This is a genomic window from Sphingosinithalassobacter tenebrarum, assembly GCF_011057975.1.
GTDB classification, from domain to species: domain Bacteria; phylum Pseudomonadota; class Alphaproteobacteria; order Sphingomonadales; family Sphingomonadaceae; genus Sphingomonas; species Sphingomonas tenebrarum.
The window spans coordinates 517,539-533,884 of sequence record NZ_CP049109.1; the positions used below are offsets into that span (position 1 = coordinate 517,539).

The window sequence follows — 16,346 nt, forward strand, 5'->3', positions numbered from 1 at the left end:
ATGATCGCGCTCGTCGCGGCGGCGCTGGCGCTCAACGGCTGCGGCGAGGACAAGGCACCGGTCAACCGCGTCATCCTGCCCGCGCCGCTGACGCTCGAGGCGCCGCGCGCGGACGCCGCCGAGCCGCTTCTGCAAAAGCTTTTCTGGGACGCGAATACGCGTACCGCCCTCTATTTCGACGGCGAAGCCGGCGCGATCACTGCGCATTTCATTACCGTTCGCGGCCCGGTGGACCTCAGCCGCATCCTGTCGAAGCAGCAACAGGCGGCGCTGGCCGAGGACGATCCGGCGATCGACGCGTCGCGCCGCGCCAACAACCTGCTGACGCGTACCGGGCTGCCCGATCGCGCGGCGCAGTTGCTTCCCGCGCAGGAAGGCTATCTGGTCCAGGCCGGTTACGGCCGCCTCCATTATCTTTCCTATGCCGGATTCGACGGCGCGACTCTCCGGCTCGGTTCGGCGATCGACATGGGCCTGCTCGCGAAGCTTTCCGAAGCGGCCGGGCTGGACGGCGCATTCCGCAGCCTTCCCGAAATCGCCGACCCGCAAGGCGGCAGCAAGCCCGGGCGGCTCGTCTATTTCACGCAGGTTCCGGCCGGGCTGGGCGACCTGATCGCGGACAATGCCGGCGCGCTTTACCGTGACGTTTCGGGCGAATCGCATGAATGGACGCTGCTGGGCGAAATCGCCCCGCCCGCCGGCCCGGCCGACAGTGCAGGGGTGGAGCGCGTCCGCGCGGCGATCGAACGCGGTGAGGGCGAGCTGGCGAACTAGCCGCTTTGGGAGCGGCGCGCCCCGCTGCGGGACGGCAATTGGCCTTGATGACGTCATGACGTCCGCCTAGCTTCCGGCGCGCAGGGGGGAGCTTCGCGGTGTTAAAATTGCGCCTGATTCTGGTGCTGATCGCGCTTGTCGCCCTGGCGTTTCCGAGCAATTCGATGCTGCCCGGGCGGGGGCGCGTCGCGCCCGACCTGCTCGCGCGCTGGGCGGCGGCCAATGCCGTGCGGTTGCCGCTCGACGGCAGTTTCGCGGCCGAAAACGGCGCCCGCGTGACGCCGATCGAGAGCGGTACGGGCATCGCCATCGCTCCCGCCGACGGGAACGGGCCGGTGCTGCGCCGCTATCTGGTGCCCGCGGCCCGCGTCGCTTCGGGGCTCGATCGGGCATTGCGCGACGCGATCTTTCCCGGCGGTACCGCGCGCGTCCCCGCGCCGCCACAGGGGCGGCCCGCCACGCTGGGCGAAGCCGATGCCGAGGGCATCTACCTGGTGCTGACATCGGTCCCGGCAAGCGCGAGTTGCCGCCACCCCGACCGCCGGTGCGAAGCAGTGCACGACATCGCGATCGTTGTGAAGCTGCGCGGGGTGCCGCTGATCGGCCCGAATGCCCATGCACTGGCCGTGCCGCTCGGCCCGCTGGTCGATCCGCTCGCCTTCGCGACAACGCAGGTCGCGCCCGAGCCGCTTTGCGGATTCGATCCCGCCGCGGCGCGCGTGCCGCATCATATCGCGGGCGGGTGCACCGCGATGGTGCTGACGGCCTTCGCCTCGGCACGCGGTTTCGCGCTCGACGGGCATCAGCGCCGCATCGTGCCGCTCAGCCCGGCGGCGCTCGATGCCTATCTGCGGGAATCGGTGCGGCAGGGGCTGACGCGCGGCGGCACGCTGCGCGGGGGATGGATTGCCGGAGTGGAAAGCGCATGAGGCTGCGGCTCGCCCTGCTGATCCCGCTGTTGCTGCTCGGCGCGTGCGATTTGCGTTTCGACGCCGACGATGCGGCGATGGCCGATCGGCGCATGACGCGGATCGTGCTGCCCGCCCCGCTGATCGCGGAGGCGCCGGGCGATATCGCGCCGCAGGGGCTGCGCACCGCCTATGTCCATCCCCGTCTGGGCCTGGCGCTGTTCTTCACGCGCGAGCCGGGGGAGGGCGTGCCGCGCTATCGCGCGCATTTCATCGATCAGAAGGGGCTGATCGACCTTTCGGCGCTGATGTCGAGCGGCGCGCTGACCCGGCTTGATACCGGCTCGGCGCAGGCACTTGCCGACGATCGCCGCGCCAACATGCCGCTGCGCGTCACCGGCCTGCCCGATCAGCCGTTCGGCGTGCTGCCCGCACAGGGCGGTTTTCTGGTCGAGGTGCGCTACGGCGATCTCTGGTTCCTCTCCTATGGCGCGATCACGCCGCAGGGGCTGAAGCTCGGCAATGCGATCGACGCCGATGCGCTTGCCGCACTGGCGGAAGAGGCGGGATTCGCGACTGCGATGCAGCGGATACCCCGGCTCGGCTATGGTGCGACCGGGGCGGAGCCGGCGTCGCTGGTGCGCTTCTCCGCTGTGCCGCCGGGGCTGCCACGCCTGATCGCCGAACATGCCGCCGAAATCTACGCGCCGGTGGTTGCCGGGGAAGATGTCTGGGTCGTCTCGCCGCTTTCCGCGCCCGCCGATCTTAACGACGCGCGCGGTATCGAGGCACTGCGCGCGAGCCTGTTCGCGGCAATTCCCTGAACCCGAACGCCCGATCGGGCGTTGCCCCCTCCAATACGCCATTGCGCCACCGGCGCCCTTTTGCTTTGGAGGCGCCGACATGACGACCGATATCGATCAGCTTCGCCAGGACCTGCTCGCCTCCGTGGACACGGCGGTGAATCTCGACGCGCTCGAGGCGCTGCGCGTTCACGCGCTCGGCAAACAGGGCGCCGTCACCGGCCTGCTCAAGACGCTAGGCAAAATGAGCCCCGAGGAGCGCCAGAGCGAGGGACCGCGCATTCACGGCCTGCGCGAAGCGGTGACCGAGGCGATTTCCGCGCGCAAGGCGGCGCTCGAGGGCGCCGCGCTCGAAGCGCGGCTTGCGCAGGAAACGATGGACATGACGCTGCCGGTCGACGGCACGCCGCCGGGCAGCGTCCATCCGGTGAGCCAGGTGATGGACGAACTCGCCGAAATCTTCGCCGATCTGGGCTTCGCCGTCGCGACCGGGCCGGAGATCGAGGACGACTGGCATAATTTCACTGCGCTCAACATTCCCGACACGCATCCGGCGCGCGCGATGCACGACACTTTCTATTTTCCCGAAGGCGAAGATGGCGAGCAGAAGATGCTGCTGCGCACGCACACCTCGCCGGTGCAGATCCGCACGATGGTCAACCAGAAGCCGCCGATCCGCATCATCGCGCCGGGGCGCACCTATCGTTCGGACAGCGACGCGACGCACACGCCGATGTTCCACCAGGTCGAAGGGCTGGTGATCGATCGCGGTATCACGCTCGGCCATTTGAAATGGACGCTGGAGACCTTCCTCAAGGCGTTTTTCGAGCGTGACGACATCGTGCTGCGGCTGCGCCCCAGCTATTTCCCCTTCACCGAACCTTCGGCCGAAGTCGATGTCGGTTTCTCGATCGAGAAGGGCAAGCGCGTGATCGGCGGCAGCGAAGGCTGGATGGAAGTGCTCGGCTCGGGAATGGTGCATCCCAAGGTGATCGCCGCCTGCGGGCTCGATCCCGAGGAATGGCAGGGCTTCGCCTTTGGCTGCGGGATCGATCGCCTCGCGATGCTCAAATACGGGATGGATGATTTGCGCGCCTTTTTCGACGGCGACCTGCGCTGGCTGCGCCATTACGGCTTCTCCGCGCTCGACGTGCCCACGCTGAGCGGGGGAGTGGGGGCATGAGACAGCTTCACCATTCCCTCCCGTTCGGTTCGAGCAGCATCGAGTATCGAGCTTGTCGAGATATCGAGATGCGCCCGTCGAGAACCGCTTTCTCGACTTCGGTTCTCGGCTTCGCTCGAACCTGCGCTCGAAATCAACGGATGGCGCTGGAGGCGCGGGCATGAAGTTCACGCTGGGCTGGCTCAAGGAGCATCTCGAAACCGACGCCGATATCGATGCGATCACCGACGCGCTGACTCGGATCGGGCTCGAAGTCGAGGGCGTCGAAAATCCGGGCGAGAAGCTTTCGGCGTTCACCGTCGCCAAGGTGCTGACTGCCGATCCGCATCCCGATGCCGACAAGCTGCAGGTGCTGAGCGTGGATGCCGGCGGCGATGCGCCGCTGCAGGTCGTGTGCGGCGCGCCCAATGCGCGTGCGGGGATGATCGGCGTGTTCGGCCCGCCGGGCGCCTATGTTCCCGGCTCCGGCTTCGAATTGAAGGTCGCGGCGATCCGCGGTGTCACCTCGCACGGCATGATGTGTTCGGTGCGCGAACTCGAACTCGGCGAGAGCCATGAGGGCATCATCGAACTGGGCGAGGATGCCGAAGGATCGGTGGGGCTTTCCTATCCCGTCTATGCCGGGCTGCTCGATCCCGTCATCGATGTCGCGATCACGCCGAACAAGCAGGATTGCATGGGCGTGCGCGGGATCGCGCGCGACCTGGCGGCGGCGGGGCTGGGGACGCTCAAGCCGCTCGAAGCCATTGTCGGGTCGCTGCCGAAAATCGCGCCGCAGGGCGCCGGGCCCGATGTGCGCACCGAAGACACCGAAGGCTGCCCCGCCTTTTTCGCGCAGGCGGTGCATGGCGTGACCAACGGCCCGTCGCCGGCATGGCTGCAGCGGCGGCTGACCGCGATCGGACAGAAACCGATTTCGGCGCTGGTCGACATCACCAATTTCGTGTCGGTCGGGCTCGGCCGCCCGCTTCACGTCTATGACATGGCGAAGCTTTCGGGCGGGCTGGTGGCGCGCAAGGCGAAGCCGGGCGAGCAGCTGCTGGCGCTGAACGACAAGACCTATGTGCTCGACGAGACCATGACCGTGATCGCCGACGACGCGCAGGTCCACGATATCGGCGGCATCATGGGCGGCGAGGATTCGGGCGCCTCGGAAAGCACCACCGATGTGCTGATCGAATGCGCCTATTTCGATCCCGATCATATCGCGCGCACCGGCCAGAAGCTGATGCTGACGAGCGACGCGCGCCAGCGGTTCGAGCGCGGGGTCGATCCGGCGTTCCTCGATCAGGGACTCGAAATCGCCACCCGGCTGGTGCTGGCGCTGTGCGGCGGCACGCCGAGCGAAGTCACGCGCGCGGGCGAAGCGCCGACGGCGCCGCGCAGCGTGGCGTTCCGCCCCGAAATGGCGCGCACATTGGGCGGGATCGAAGTCGATGCCGGGACGCAGCGCGATATCCTGACGCGGCTCGGCTTTGTGATCAGCGAAGACGGCAAGTCGGCGGTGGTGCCGAACTGGCGCCGCGACGTCGAAGGGCCGGCCGATCTGGTCGAGGAAGTCGTGCGGATGGTCGGTATCGACAAGGTGCCGTCCGAGCCGCTGCCGCGCATGCTCGGCGTCGCCAAGCCTACCGCGACGCCTGAGCAGAAGCTCGAGCGCAAGCTGCGGCGTACCGCCGCCGCGCGCGGATGCCACGAAGCCGTCACCTGGAGCTTCATTTCCGAAAGCGAAGCCGCGCCGTTCGGTGGCGGGGCATGGACGCTCGCCAATCCGATCAGCGAGGACATGAAGGTGATGCGCCCCTCGCTGCTGCCGGGCCTGCTCGCGGCGGCCGAGCGCAATCTCAAGCGCGGCGCGGGATCGGTGCGACTGTTCGAAGTCGGGCGGCGCTATCTGGCCGATGGAGAGCGCCCGACGCTGAGCGTCGTGCTCGCAGGTGAAAAGAGCCCGCGCGGCTGGCAGAGCGGCAAGGCCACGAAATTCGACGGCTTCGATGCCAAGGCCGAAGCGTTGGCGCTGCTCGAAGCGGCGGGCGCGCCGGTCGGCAATCTGCTGGTGATGCCTGTCCCGGGCAAGGCCGAGGGCGGCGCGGCAGGCGACGTCTGGCATCCGGGCCAGTCGGGTACGTTGCGGCTCGGGCCCAAGAATGTCCTCGCCGCGTTCGGCATGGTGCATCCGCGCGTGACCGGCGAATTCGATCTCGACGAAGCGGTCGCGGCGGTGGAACTCTATCTCGACGCGATTCCCGCCAAGCGGGCCACCGGCTTCATGCGCCCGGCCTATACGCCGCCCGCGCTCCAGCCGGTGACGCGCGACTTCGCCTTCCTCGTCGATGCCGATGTCGCTTCGGGCGATCTCGTCCGCGCGGCGAAGGGCGCCGACAAGGCGAATATCGTCGATGCGCGGCTGTTCGACATCTTCACCGGCACCGGCGTGCCCGAAGGCAAGAAGAGCCTCGCGATCGAAGTGACGCTCCAGCCGGGCGAGAAGAGCTTCACCGATGCCGAGCTGAAGGCCATCGCCGATAAGGTGGTCGCCGCGGCGGCCAAGCTGGGTGCGGAGCTGCGTGGCTGATCCGCTGACCTTCGCCCTTGCGCTTCTTGGCCTGACCGGCGCGCCGGTCGGGCAGGATGCCGGGGCGGAGGATGCGGTGCCGATCTGCGAGGCAGCGGCGGACCCCGAGGCATATGCGGGGCGCGAAATCTCTGGTGAAGCCTATTGGGTGAATGCCGACCCGCACGGCTATTATCTGGCACCTGTCGATTGCGCCGAGACCTTTGTGGCCATGCTCTCCCGTGGCTCCGATGATCCAGACTTTATGCGGCATATCATGCGGCTTCCCGGTATCGGTCGAAGCTTCAAATCAATGGTGGCCGGCACTGCCGTCGTTATCGATACGTCAGAGGGCCGGACCGTTTTGGGTGTAAAGTTGGCTCAGATCGGTCCGCTCCAGCCGCTCGCATGCAGTGTTCTTCGCTTTGAAGACCAGCCAAACTGCAGCGACCTTGGCGACCCGCCGCTCGAAGAACCCTGGGATCAGCCTTGATCGAAATCGCCTCACCCGATCTTGCCGCCACGCTTAATCCGCAGGGCGGCGAGCTCTGGTCGCTGCGCGACGCGCAGGGGCGCGAGTTGATGACCGATGCCGATCCGGCGTTCTGGACCGGGCATGCGCCGCTGCTGTTTCCGATCGTCGGGCGGCTCAGCGGCGACCGCTATCGGCTGGGCGAGCGCGACTATGCGATGAAGCAGCATGGCTTTGCGCGGCGGCAGGCGTTCGAGCTGGTATCGCATGCGCCCGACAGCGCCGTGTTTCGCCTGACCGACAATGAGGAGACGCGCGCGCAATATCCCTTCGCCTTCGCGCTGGAGGCGGCCTATCGCCTCGACGGGCCGGTGCTGCATATCGATATCAGCATCGCCAATCGCGGCGAGGATGAGATGCCCGCGAGCTTCGGCTTTCATCCCGCCTTCGCATGGCCGCTACCCTATGGGCAGGCGCGCGAGGACCACAAGCTGACCTTCGACATGGCCGAACCCGCGCGGCTCAGCCCGCTGCGCGAGGGGCTGGCGATGCCGCCGTCGCTGCCGTCGCCGCTCGACGGACGCATCCTGCCGCTGTCGGACGCCTTGTTCGAAAACGACGCACTGGTCTGGGAATCGATCGCGAGCCGCGGGCTGCGCTACGGCGCGGACGCCGGCCCGGCGCTCGAAATCGGGTTTGGCGATGCGTCGAAACTGGGCGTGTGGACCAAGCCGGGTGCGCGCTTCGTATGTATCGAGCCGTGGCACGGCATTGCCGATCCCGTCGGCTATGACGGCGACTTTCGCGACAAGCCGGGGATGATGCGGTTCGCCCCCGGCGAGACGCGCCGTTTCGCCATGCAAGTCGCGCTGCGCCGGGCGCAGGGTTCGAAGCGGAGGTAGTTACTTCCGGTACGGATGTAATTCCTGCGACGCGGCCCTCCGTATTTTTCCGTAATTCCTCAGGAGGGCGCCCTATCCGGGTTAACCGCAAGGCGCCAATCGATCCTATAAGTCCTCCGTACAACGAATTTTCCAAGTAAAACGGAGTGATAGCGCGTGTTGCGTAACGTTTCGATCTTGCATCGAATTGCCTTGCTGGGCGCAATTCCGACGCTGGTGGCTGCATTTCTTGCGGCAGGCCAGGTCAAGATGCACGTCGATGAGCGCGCCGATGGTGCGATGCTGGTCGAGAACAGCATGATCGCCACCCAAATGAGCGATCTGGTCCACGAACTGCAGCGCGAACGCGGGCTGTCGGCGGGGCATGTCGCCAGCAGGGGCGCGAGGTTCGCGAGCGCGCTTGGCGAGCAGCGCAAGCGCACCGACGGCGCGCGCGAGGCACTGGCGCGCAGCGTCGACGCTGCGGGCGGTGCCGCCACGCTTCCGAGCAGCACGGAAATCGCGCAGTTGCTCAAGGCAACCGGCGAGGTTTCGCGCCTGCGCGGTACAATCGACGGATTTGCGGTCACCGTGCCCGAACTTGCGGGGCTGTTCACCGAAATGATCGAGGATGGCCTGGACGGCATCGAGGGGCTCGCCACGCACGGCACGGCGCGTAACGACGCCAGCGCGCGTGCCACCTTCATCACGCTGCAGCAAATCAAGGAGTCCGCGGGTCTCGAGCGGGCGATGGGAGCGCAGGGCTTCGGTGCGGGGGCGTTCCCCATGCCGGTCTACCGTACCTTTGTCGGCCTGATCGCGCAGCAGAAGGCTGGCTTCCACGATCTTGAACGTCATGCGTCGGAGGCCGACGCCGCGGCGGTCGCGAAGCTGCGCCAGAGCGGAGTCTTCGGCGATCTGCGTGAACTTCGCGACGCCGCGCATCGCAGCATCGCCACCGGCTCGGCGCCGCAAGGCCTCGCCGGCCGCTGGTGGGCCGCGTCCACGGCGCGGATCGATGCGCTCAAGACGCTGGAGGACCGGATCGGCGAGGCGATGCGCGCCCGCGCGCAGCAACGCTATGATGCGGCGCTGCGCGGGCTGATCATCTCGGTGGTGGCGCTGGCGATGCTGCTCGCCGTGGTTGCGGCTGCGGGGTTGTTCATCGCCTGGAGTATCGTCCGCCCGCTGCACCAGATCAAAGCGACCATGAGCCGGATGACCGAGGGCGACCTCACCGAACGCGACGACTTGCCCTCGGGCCGCAACGAACTCGCGGAAGTCGGCGACAGCGTTCGCGCCTTCCGCACCAACCTGCGCGATACCCGCGAGGAAGTCGCGCGGCAGGAAGCGCTGCGCAAGCAGCAGGAGGCCGATATCGTCGCGGGCGTCGGCGCGGGGCTCGACGCGCTGGCCGAGGGCGACCTCACCCGAACCGTCGATGCCAGTCTCGAAGGGCCGCTGGCGGCGCTTCCGCGCAATTACAACAATGCGGTGGCGCAGCTGCGCGACTTGATGGGATCGGTCATGACGCGATCGCTGCAGGTCCGCTCGGGAACGAGCGAGATCGCCGAAGCATCGGAGGATCTGGCGCGGCGGACGGAGCGCAACGCGGCGACGATCGAGCAGACCTCGGCGGCGCTGGCGACGATCGACCAGCGGCTGCGGCAGAGCGCGCAGGCGGCGAGCGAGACCGCCACCAGCACCGACAGCGCGATCGCCACCGTGGCCGACGGCCGCGCGGTTGCGGGGCGCGCCAACGATGCGATGGCACGGGTTTCGGCGAGCGCCAAGGCGATCGACGCGGTGATCGAAGGACTCGACAAAATCGCATTCCAGACGCGCGTTCTGGCGATGAACGCCGCGGTTGAGGCGGGGCGGGCCGGCGAAGCCGGGCGCGGTTTCGCGGTGGTCGCCGATCTCGTCTCGGCGCTGGCGATGCGTGCCGAGGAGGAAGCGCAGGCCGCGCGCGAGCAGCTTACCGCGACTCAGATCGACATCGGCGATGCGGTCGCGGCAGTCGAGCATGTCGACACTGCGCTCGCCGCGATCACCGACGGCGTCGGCGCCGTGCAGGGGCTGGTGACGGCGCTTGCCGAGGATAATCGCGCGCAATCTACGACGATCAGCGAAATCACCATCGCGATCGGCACGCTCGATCAATCGACGCAGCAGAACGCCGCGATGGTCGAGCAGAGCTCGGCCGCCGCGCGCGGGATCAACGATGAACTCAATGTGCTTACCGGCGACATCGCGCGCTTCCGGCTTCCCCCGGCCGTTGCGGCGGTTGCGCGGAGCAGCGGGGATGCGGCCGTGTCTCTGGCCGCGTGACCCGGGCCGGGCGCTCCGGCGTATCGGGAGCGCCCGGCCATCCCTTTTAATGCATGGCGGCGCATCGCGCGGCTTTTCGCGGGGCCGCTAACCCATTAAGGCGCGCGCGATGACACAGACTCCCGATCGCCGCACCTTCGCGATCATTTCCCACCCCGACGCGGGCAAGACGACGCTCACCGAAAAGCTGCTGCTGTTCGGCGGCGCGATTCACCTGGCCGGCGAAGTGAAGGCGCGCGGCCAGGCGCGGCGCGCGCGCTCCGACTGGATGAAGATCGAGCAGCAGCGCGGGATTTCCGTCACCAGCTCGGTGATGACCTTCGAACGCGACGGGATCACCTTCAACCTGCTCGACACGCCGGGCCATGAGGATTTTTCCGAAGACACCTATCGCACGCTGACCGCGGTCGATTCGGCAGTGATGGTGATCGACGTCGCCAAGGGCATCGAAAGCCAGACGCGCAAGCTGTTCGAGGTGTGCCGGCTGCGCAGCGTCCCGATCATCACCTTCGTCAACAAATGCGACCGCGAAGGGCGCGAGGTGTTCGAAACGCTCGACGAGATCGCCGATCTGCTCGCGCTCGACGTGACGCCGATGACCTGGCCGGTCGGCATGGGCGGCCAGTTCGAGGGGATTTACGACCTGCGGACGAACAAGCTGCTGCTGCCCGAAGGGCCGAGCCGCGAGTTCCAGGGAAAGGTGGTGCAGACCAGCGGGCTCGACGATCCGCAGCTCGACGCGATCATCTCGCCCGAAAATCTCGCCAAGCTGCGCGAAGATGCCGAGCTGGCGCTGGCGGGCTATGCCGAATTCGACGGCGAGGCCTATCGCAACGGCGACCTGACGCCGGTATTCTTCGGCTCCGCGCTCAAGGAATTCGGCGTCGACGCGCTGATCGGCGCGCTTGCCGAACATGCGCCACCGCCGCACGCGCTGCCCGCCGAGCCCGAGCCGGTCGAGCCGACCCGAAACGAAGTCACCGGCTTCGTCTTCAAGGTGCAGGCGAACATGGACCCCAATCACCGCGACCGCATCGCGTTCATGCGGCTCTGTTCGGGGACGTTCAAGCGCGGCATGAAGCTGACGCCGACGGGGCATGGCAAGCCGATCGCGATCCATTCGCCGATCATGTTCTTCGCCCAGCAGCGCGAGCTGGCGGACGAGGCGTTTCCCGGCGACATCATCGGCATTCCCAATCACGGGACGCTGCGCGTCGGCGACACGCTGAGCGAGAAGGCGGATGTGCGCTTTACCGGGCTGCCCAATTTCGCGCCCGAAATCCTGCGCCGCGTCGCGCTCAAGGATCCGACCAAGACCAAGCAGCTGCGCAAGGCACTGGACGACATGGCCGAAGAAGGCGTGACGCAGGTCTTCTATCCCGAAATTGGGTCGAACTGGATCATCGGGGTGGTCGGTCAGCTTCAGCTCGACGTGCTGCTCTCGCGGCTCGAAGCGGAATATAAGGTCGCCGCCGCGCTCGAACCCGCGCCGTTCGATACCGCGCGCTGGATTTCGGGCGACGCCGCCGCGCTCAAGAATTTCACCGAGATCAACCGCGGGGCGATGGCCAAGGATCGCGACGGCAATCCGGTGTTCCTCGCCAAGTCCGCCTGGGAAGTGGGGTATGTCGCCGAGCGCTATCCCGATGTGAAATTCGCCGCGACGCGCGAGCGGTAGAGGGCGTTCCGTCAAAAATTCCTCCCCTGGAAGGGGAGGGGGACCACCAGCGGAGCTGGTGGTGGAGGGGTAAGGTGCCAAGAGCGCTGCGCTTGGGGCCAATACCCCTCCACCGCCTGCGGCGGTCCCCCTCCCCCTCCGGGGGAGGAATTGTCGGCGCGCATCGCCTGAAAATACAAAAGGCCGGACGATCAGGGGGGAGCGATCGTCCGGCCATACGCGACCCGAAAGGCGGCGCCCTCGGAATTGATCTGGTGTTACCGCGCCTTCGCAGGTGCGGCGATTCAGGGCTTCCCCGAATCGTGCGCGTACGGAAACGGACGATTACCTAATCGACTTTCCCGTCGCGTCCGCGCACCTCAGTCGACCCAGTCGCGCTTGAGCGTGCGCGCGGCGAGCAGCGCCAGCGCGGTCGCGATCACATAGAAGCCGAGACAGCCGACCGCGGCATAGCGCAGCGATTCGGTGCCGTAGCTCGCGCTCAGCCCGGTCGAGATGAAGCCGATCAGCGTCGGCCCCAGTCCCAGCCCGATCAGATTGTTGATCAGCAGGAAGCTTGCCGAAGCGGTCGCGCGCATATGGCGGGGGACGAGATGCTGCACGGCAGTGGTGATCGGGCCGAGCCAGAGGATGTTCAGCCCGTTGGGAATGAGCAGCAGCGGCCAGGCGATCCACGGATTGGGCGAAAGCAGCCCCAGCGCGAAAGTGGGGATGGTGATGGCCCAGGCGATGGCGGGCAGCCGCAGATACCAGCTCTTGTCGCGCTTCCCCAGCTTGTCCGCCAGCACGCCGCCCGAAAACACGCCGATCGTGCCGCCGATCAGCAGCAGCGAGCCCATGAACTGGCCGGTGGTGACGAGATCGAAGCCGAAGCTGCGGATCAGCACCGTCGGCACCCAGGCGGCGAGGCCGTAGCCGCACAGCGAGCTGAACCCCGCGCCGAACGAGATCAGCCAGAAGCTGCGCTTTCGCAACAGAATCGGAAAGACCGCGCCGAGCGGGGCGGCGTTGCGCTCCTCGTCGGCGGGGCGGGGAAGATCGCGGACGATATATTTGAACACCGGCGCGACGAGAATGCCCGCCACACCCATCACGAGGAACGCCATCCGCCAGTCGACGGCGGCGGCGATATAGGCGCCGAGCAGCGTGCCGCCGGCCAGGCCCACCGGAATGCCGAGCGAATAGATGGCGAGCGCGCGGGCACGCTTTTCGGGCGGGAAATAATCGGCGATCAGCGCATAGGACGGCGCGACGCCGCCCGCTTCGCCGACACCGACGCCGAGCCGGTAGAAGAAGAGCTGCACGAAACCGGTGGCGGTGCCGCACAGCGCGGTGAAGCCGCTCCAGATCGCCAGCGACGCGGCAATCACCGTGCTGCGGCTGGTGCGGTCGGCAAGCAGCGCAAGCGGCACGCCGAGGATCGAATAGAGCAAGGCGAAGGCGACGCCCGCGAGCATGCCGAACTGCGAATCGGTAAGCTGGAGATCGTCGATGATCGGCTGGGCGAGGATGCCCAATATCTGCCGGTCGAGAAAATTGAAGGTGTAGACGAGCAGCAGCATCGCCAGCACCAGTCCGCTGTTCGGCCGTTTGATGGCCGCGCCGGATGCGTTCATGGCTTTCTCTCTCCAGACAATTCGGGCCGGTTCGCGGGGGAGCGCGACCGGCCCGTTGTTGCGGGCAGCCTAGGCCACCCGGGCAGATTGCGGAAGCGCGATCAGTAGCGGAACTCGATCGTGCCGGTCACGGTGCGCGGCGGCCCGTAATAGCCGATGATCGAATTGCCATAGGCCGCACCCGGGAAATAATAGCCGCCGACGCGATAGCGTTCGTCGGTCAGGTTCCGCGCGGCGACGCCGATCCGGTAGCGATCGTCGGCGCTCGTCCAGTTGAGGCTGGCGTCGACGAGGAAGTAGCTGTCCTGATCGAGCGGCGAAGCATATTCGAACATCGAAATGTCGCTGCGCATCGAAATGGCCGGGGTGAAGGCGATGGTGCCGCCCGCCAGATCTTCCGACCAGGTGGCCGATGCGTTCGCCGTCCATTTCGGCGTGTTCTGGAACACGCGCTGATCGGACACGTCGACCGGCGTGGTGCCGCCCGCGATATAGGTGAAGAACTCCTTGTAGTCGGCATGGGTGTAGCCGACGACAAGGTTCGCCGAGAAGTGGCGCGAGGGGACCATCCGCGCCTCGGCTTCGAAGCCGTAGATTTCGGCGCGGCCGGCATTGTCGACGAAGCTGGCGATGCCGCCGCCCGCCGCGGGCGACTGGATGGTGACCTGCTGGTCCTTATATTCCGAATAGAAGCCGGCGAGATTGAAGAAGAGCGTGTTGTCGAGGAACGCGCCCTTCATGCCGATTTCGTAGGAATCGATGGTTTCGGGTTCGTATCCGTTCACCGTGGTCGGCGTCAGGATCGCGTCGCCGCGCATGTCGAACCCGCCCGATTTGAAGCCCTTGCCGTAGCTCGCATAGAAGTTGAGCGCCTCGCGCGGCTGATAGCTCAGCGAGACGCGCGGCGTGAACTGCTCGAAGCTGCGGTCATTGGTGTAATCGGTGCGCAGCAGTCCCGGAACCGCGGCGGAGTTGCCGAAGCGCGGGCTGCGGATGCCGGCGAAATTCTGGCGATAGACCGATCCGGTCTTGTCGTCCTTGGTATAGCGGCCGCCGACCGAGATCGAGAGCTGATCGGTCAGGTCGTAGCTGAAGTCGCCGAACGCGGCATAGCTCTTGGTATCGACCGTACCCGCGGTGAGGATGGTGAGGCCGAAGGCGCCCGCCACCGTATCGAACGCACCCGATGCGCGCGAATTGAGGTAATAGAGACCGAACACGCCCTGCAGTCGTTCGCCGCTGTAGAGAAGCTGCAGCTCCTGCGTGAACTGGCGATCCTCGTAATAGGCCGGAACGTCGAGGATCGGATCGGGGGTATTGTCGAAATCGATGATCGTGTCGGTGTTGCCGTTGCGCCATGCAGTGACCGTCTTGAAGGTCAGCTCGCTCGACAGGTCGATCTCGGCGGTCGCGGAAACGCCCTGGCTCATCACCCGGTTGTCGTCGCCCGCGCCCGCGCGCGTGTCATAGACGCTGTCGAGCGGCTCATAGGCGGGCAGGCCGCCATTGCCTTCCATGCGATAGCCGTGGCGCGGATTCGACTTGTCGAGCGTGCGATCGGCGGCGACGCGAACGAAGACATTGTAGGTCGGCTGCCATTCGACCGAGACGCGGCCGGCCATGACATCCTTGTCATACTGATCGACGCCCGACGTCAGGTTCTCGCCATAGCCGTCGCGCTGATACCAGGCGAAGGCGCCGCCGACCGACAGTGTATCGGTGATCGGGGCGGTGATCGTGCCGACCAGGTCGATCTGGTCGAAGCTGCCATAGGAAGCGCGCGCGGTGGCGTGGAATTCGTTGCCCAGCTTCTTGGTGACGTACTTGATCGCGCCGCCGATCGTGTTGCGACCGTAGAGCGTGCCCTGCGGACCGCGCAGCACTTCGACGCGCTCGACGTCGAAAATGTCGAGGATCGCGTTCTGCGGACGCGCGACATAGACATCGTCGATATACAGCGCCACGCCGGGTTCGAAGCCCCACAGCGGGTCCTGCTGGCCGACGCCGCGGCTGAAGGCGATCATCGTCGAATTCGAACCGCGCGCGATCTGCAGCGTCAGGTTCGGTGTGCGATCCTGCAGCGCGGTGATGTCCGGCGCGCCCTGCTCGGCGAGCAGGTCGCCCGACACGACCGACAGCGAAATCGGCACGTCGATCAGGCTTTCCTCGCGGCGGCGCGCGGTGACGACGATTTCGTCGCCGGCAATTTCCTGCGCGATCGGCGTCGTGGCCGCATCGTCCTGTGTCGTGACGTCCTGCGCGAAAGCGGGCGCGGCGCCCAGTGCGGCAACAGTGGCACCCGCGAGCAGAATCGAGCGGGCAGACGGAATCATGCGTGACATTTCTTTTCCTCCCCAGGCAACTCCCGGCTTCGACGGCGCGGGTTGTATGTGGTCGCGCAAGCCTATACTGAAACCTGAACCGGGTTTCAACTTGGAAAGAAATGGGAGAGCGGGAAATGGCGACGGGGCGTGGCGCGCAAGCCACATCGCCGAAGGGAGCGGCGGTTACGGCCACTGCCGCCGAGGATGCAGCGAGTGCCGGAAAGGCGCCGCGCACCGCACGCGGCCGCCGTACGCTGCGCGCGATTCTGGACGCCGCCGCCGAGGAGTTCGGCGAAAAGGGATTTCACGAAGGGTCGGTCAGCGGGATCACGCGCCGCGCGGGCGTCGCGCTGGGCAGTTTCTACACCTATTTCGATTCGAAGGACGAAGTCTTCCGCGCGCTGGTGCGCGACATGTCAGCGCAGGTGCGCGACCATGTGACGCCCGCCATCCGCGCCGCCGGACACCAGATCGAGGCCGAGCGCGCGGGGCTCGAATCCTTCATCGCCTTCGTGCGCGATCACAAGGAAATCTATCGCATCATCGACGAAGCCGAGTTCGTCGATCCCGAAAGCTTCAACCTTCATTACGACAGTACCGCCGAACGTATCCGCGCGCGCCTTGCCGCGGCGGCGGATCGCGGCGAGGTCCGCGCCGATGTCGGCGAGGTCCATGCCTGGGCGATCATGGGAATGAACGTGTTTCTCGGCCTGCGGTACGGCGTGCGCGACGACGATGCGGTGCCGGGCGACGTCGCCGATGCCGTCGCGGCGATGCTGGCACGCGGGATCGGCGTTCCCGACAGCGAATAGCGCCGGGGCG

At 66.7% G+C, this 16,346-nt stretch carries 12 protein-coding genes; 10 read left to right on the top strand and 2 right to left on the bottom strand.

The window, feature by feature from the left end; genetic code table 11:
- The 9 genes from G5C33_RS02635 to G5C33_RS02675 all read left to right on the top strand — a co-directional run bounded on the left by G5C33_RS02635 (position 1) and on the right by G5C33_RS02675 (position 11,584).
- The gene (locus tag G5C33_RS02635) at positions 1-774 is read left to right on the top strand and encodes a hypothetical protein (RefSeq protein ID WP_165325791.1); all 774 of its coding nucleotides are present in this window, start codon (positions 1-3) and stop codon (positions 772-774) included.
- A gap of 98 nt (positions 775-872) precedes the next feature.
- Entirely contained in the window at positions 873-1,703 is an 831-nt protein-coding gene (locus tag G5C33_RS02640) for a hypothetical protein (RefSeq protein ID WP_165325792.1), read from the top strand.
- Positions 1,700-2,506 carry a hypothetical protein gene (locus G5C33_RS02645; RefSeq protein WP_165325793.1) on the top strand — a complete coding sequence of 269 codons (807 nt, stop codon included), beginning with the start codon at positions 1,700-1,702 and terminating at the stop codon, positions 2,504-2,506. The genes G5C33_RS02640 and G5C33_RS02645 overlap by 4 nt, the downstream gene beginning before the upstream one ends.
- A 79-nt stretch (positions 2,507-2,585) precedes the next feature.
- Positions 2,586-3,668, top strand: coding sequence for a phenylalanine--tRNA ligase subunit alpha (gene pheS / locus G5C33_RS02650; protein ID WP_165325794.1), 1,083 nt, complete (start codon positions 2,586-2,588; stop codon positions 3,666-3,668).
- A 160-nt stretch (positions 3,669-3,828) separates the two neighbouring features.
- Complete coding sequence (pheT, locus tag G5C33_RS02655; RefSeq protein WP_165325795.1) at positions 3,829-6,243, top strand: phenylalanine--tRNA ligase subunit beta; 2,415 nt, start codon at positions 3,829-3,831, stop codon at positions 6,241-6,243.
- Positions 6,236-6,715, top strand: a complete 480-nt coding sequence (locus G5C33_RS02660) for a hypothetical protein (protein WP_165325796.1) — start codon at positions 6,236-6,238, stop codon at positions 6,713-6,715. Before pheT ends, G5C33_RS02660 begins: the two co-directional genes overlap by 8 nt.
- Positions 6,712-7,596: an aldose 1-epimerase family protein gene (locus G5C33_RS02665; RefSeq protein ID WP_228275173.1), complete on the top strand. Its 885-nt coding sequence runs from the start codon at positions 6,712-6,714 to the stop codon at positions 7,594-7,596. Before G5C33_RS02660 ends, G5C33_RS02665 begins: the two co-directional genes overlap by 4 nt.
- A gap of 216 nt (positions 7,597-7,812) precedes the next feature.
- Complete coding sequence (locus tag G5C33_RS02670; protein WP_165325797.1) at positions 7,813-9,906, top strand: nitrate- and nitrite sensing domain-containing protein; 2,094 nt, start codon at positions 7,813-7,815, stop codon at positions 9,904-9,906.
- 109 nt (positions 9,907-10,015) lie between these two features.
- Positions 10,016-11,584 carry a peptide chain release factor 3 gene (locus tag G5C33_RS02675; protein ID WP_165325798.1) on the top strand — a complete coding sequence of 523 codons (1,569 nt, stop codon included), beginning with the start codon at positions 10,016-10,018 and terminating at the stop codon, positions 11,582-11,584.
- Positions 11,585-11,943: 359 nt separating this feature from the next.
- Here G5C33_RS02675 and G5C33_RS02680 read toward each other — a convergent pair whose 3' ends face one another.
- Positions 11,944-13,200 (bottom strand): spinster family MFS transporter, encoded by a 1,257-nt coding sequence (locus G5C33_RS02680; protein ID WP_165325799.1) that lies wholly within the window; start codon positions 13,198-13,200, stop codon positions 11,944-11,946.
- 101 nt (positions 13,201-13,301) lie between these two features.
- Positions 13,302-15,542, bottom strand: a complete 2,241-nt coding sequence (locus tag G5C33_RS02685) for a TonB-dependent receptor (RefSeq protein ID WP_165325800.1) — start codon at positions 15,540-15,542, stop codon at positions 13,302-13,304.
- 116 nt (positions 15,543-15,658) lie between these two features.
- On the opposite strand from G5C33_RS02685, the gene G5C33_RS02690 reads away from it, so the two are divergent.
- Positions 15,659-16,336 (top strand): TetR/AcrR family transcriptional regulator, encoded by a 678-nt coding sequence (locus tag G5C33_RS02690; RefSeq protein WP_165325801.1) that lies wholly within the window; start codon positions 15,659-15,661, stop codon positions 16,334-16,336.
- Positions 16,337-16,346: the final 10 nt, after the last annotated feature.

Coding starts and splice junctions, on each gene's coding strand:
- G5C33_RS02635 (WP_165325791.1), top strand. CDS start 1: ATGATCGCGCTCGTCGCGGCGGCGCTGGCGCTCAACGGCTGCGGCGAG.
- G5C33_RS02645 (WP_165325793.1), top strand. CDS start 1,700: ATGAGGCTGCGGCTCGCCCTGCTGATCCCGCTGTTGCTGCTCGGCGCG.
- pheS (WP_165325794.1), top strand. CDS start 2,586: ATGACGACCGATATCGATCAGCTTCGCCAGGACCTGCTCGCCTCCGTG.
- pheT (WP_165325795.1), top strand. CDS start 3,829: ATGAAGTTCACGCTGGGCTGGCTCAAGGAGCATCTCGAAACCGACGCC.
- G5C33_RS02675 (WP_165325798.1), top strand. CDS start 10,016: ATGACACAGACTCCCGATCGCCGCACCTTCGCGATCATTTCCCACCCC.
- G5C33_RS02680 (WP_165325799.1), bottom strand. CDS start 13,200: ATGAACGCATCCGGCGCGGCCATCAAACGGCCGAACAGCGGACTGGTG.
- G5C33_RS02685 (WP_165325800.1), bottom strand. CDS start 15,542: ATGTCACGCATGATTCCGTCTGCCCGCTCGATTCTGCTCGCGGGTGCC.
- G5C33_RS02690 (WP_165325801.1), top strand. CDS start 15,659: ATGGCGACGGGGCGTGGCGCGCAAGCCACATCGCCGAAGGGAGCGGCG.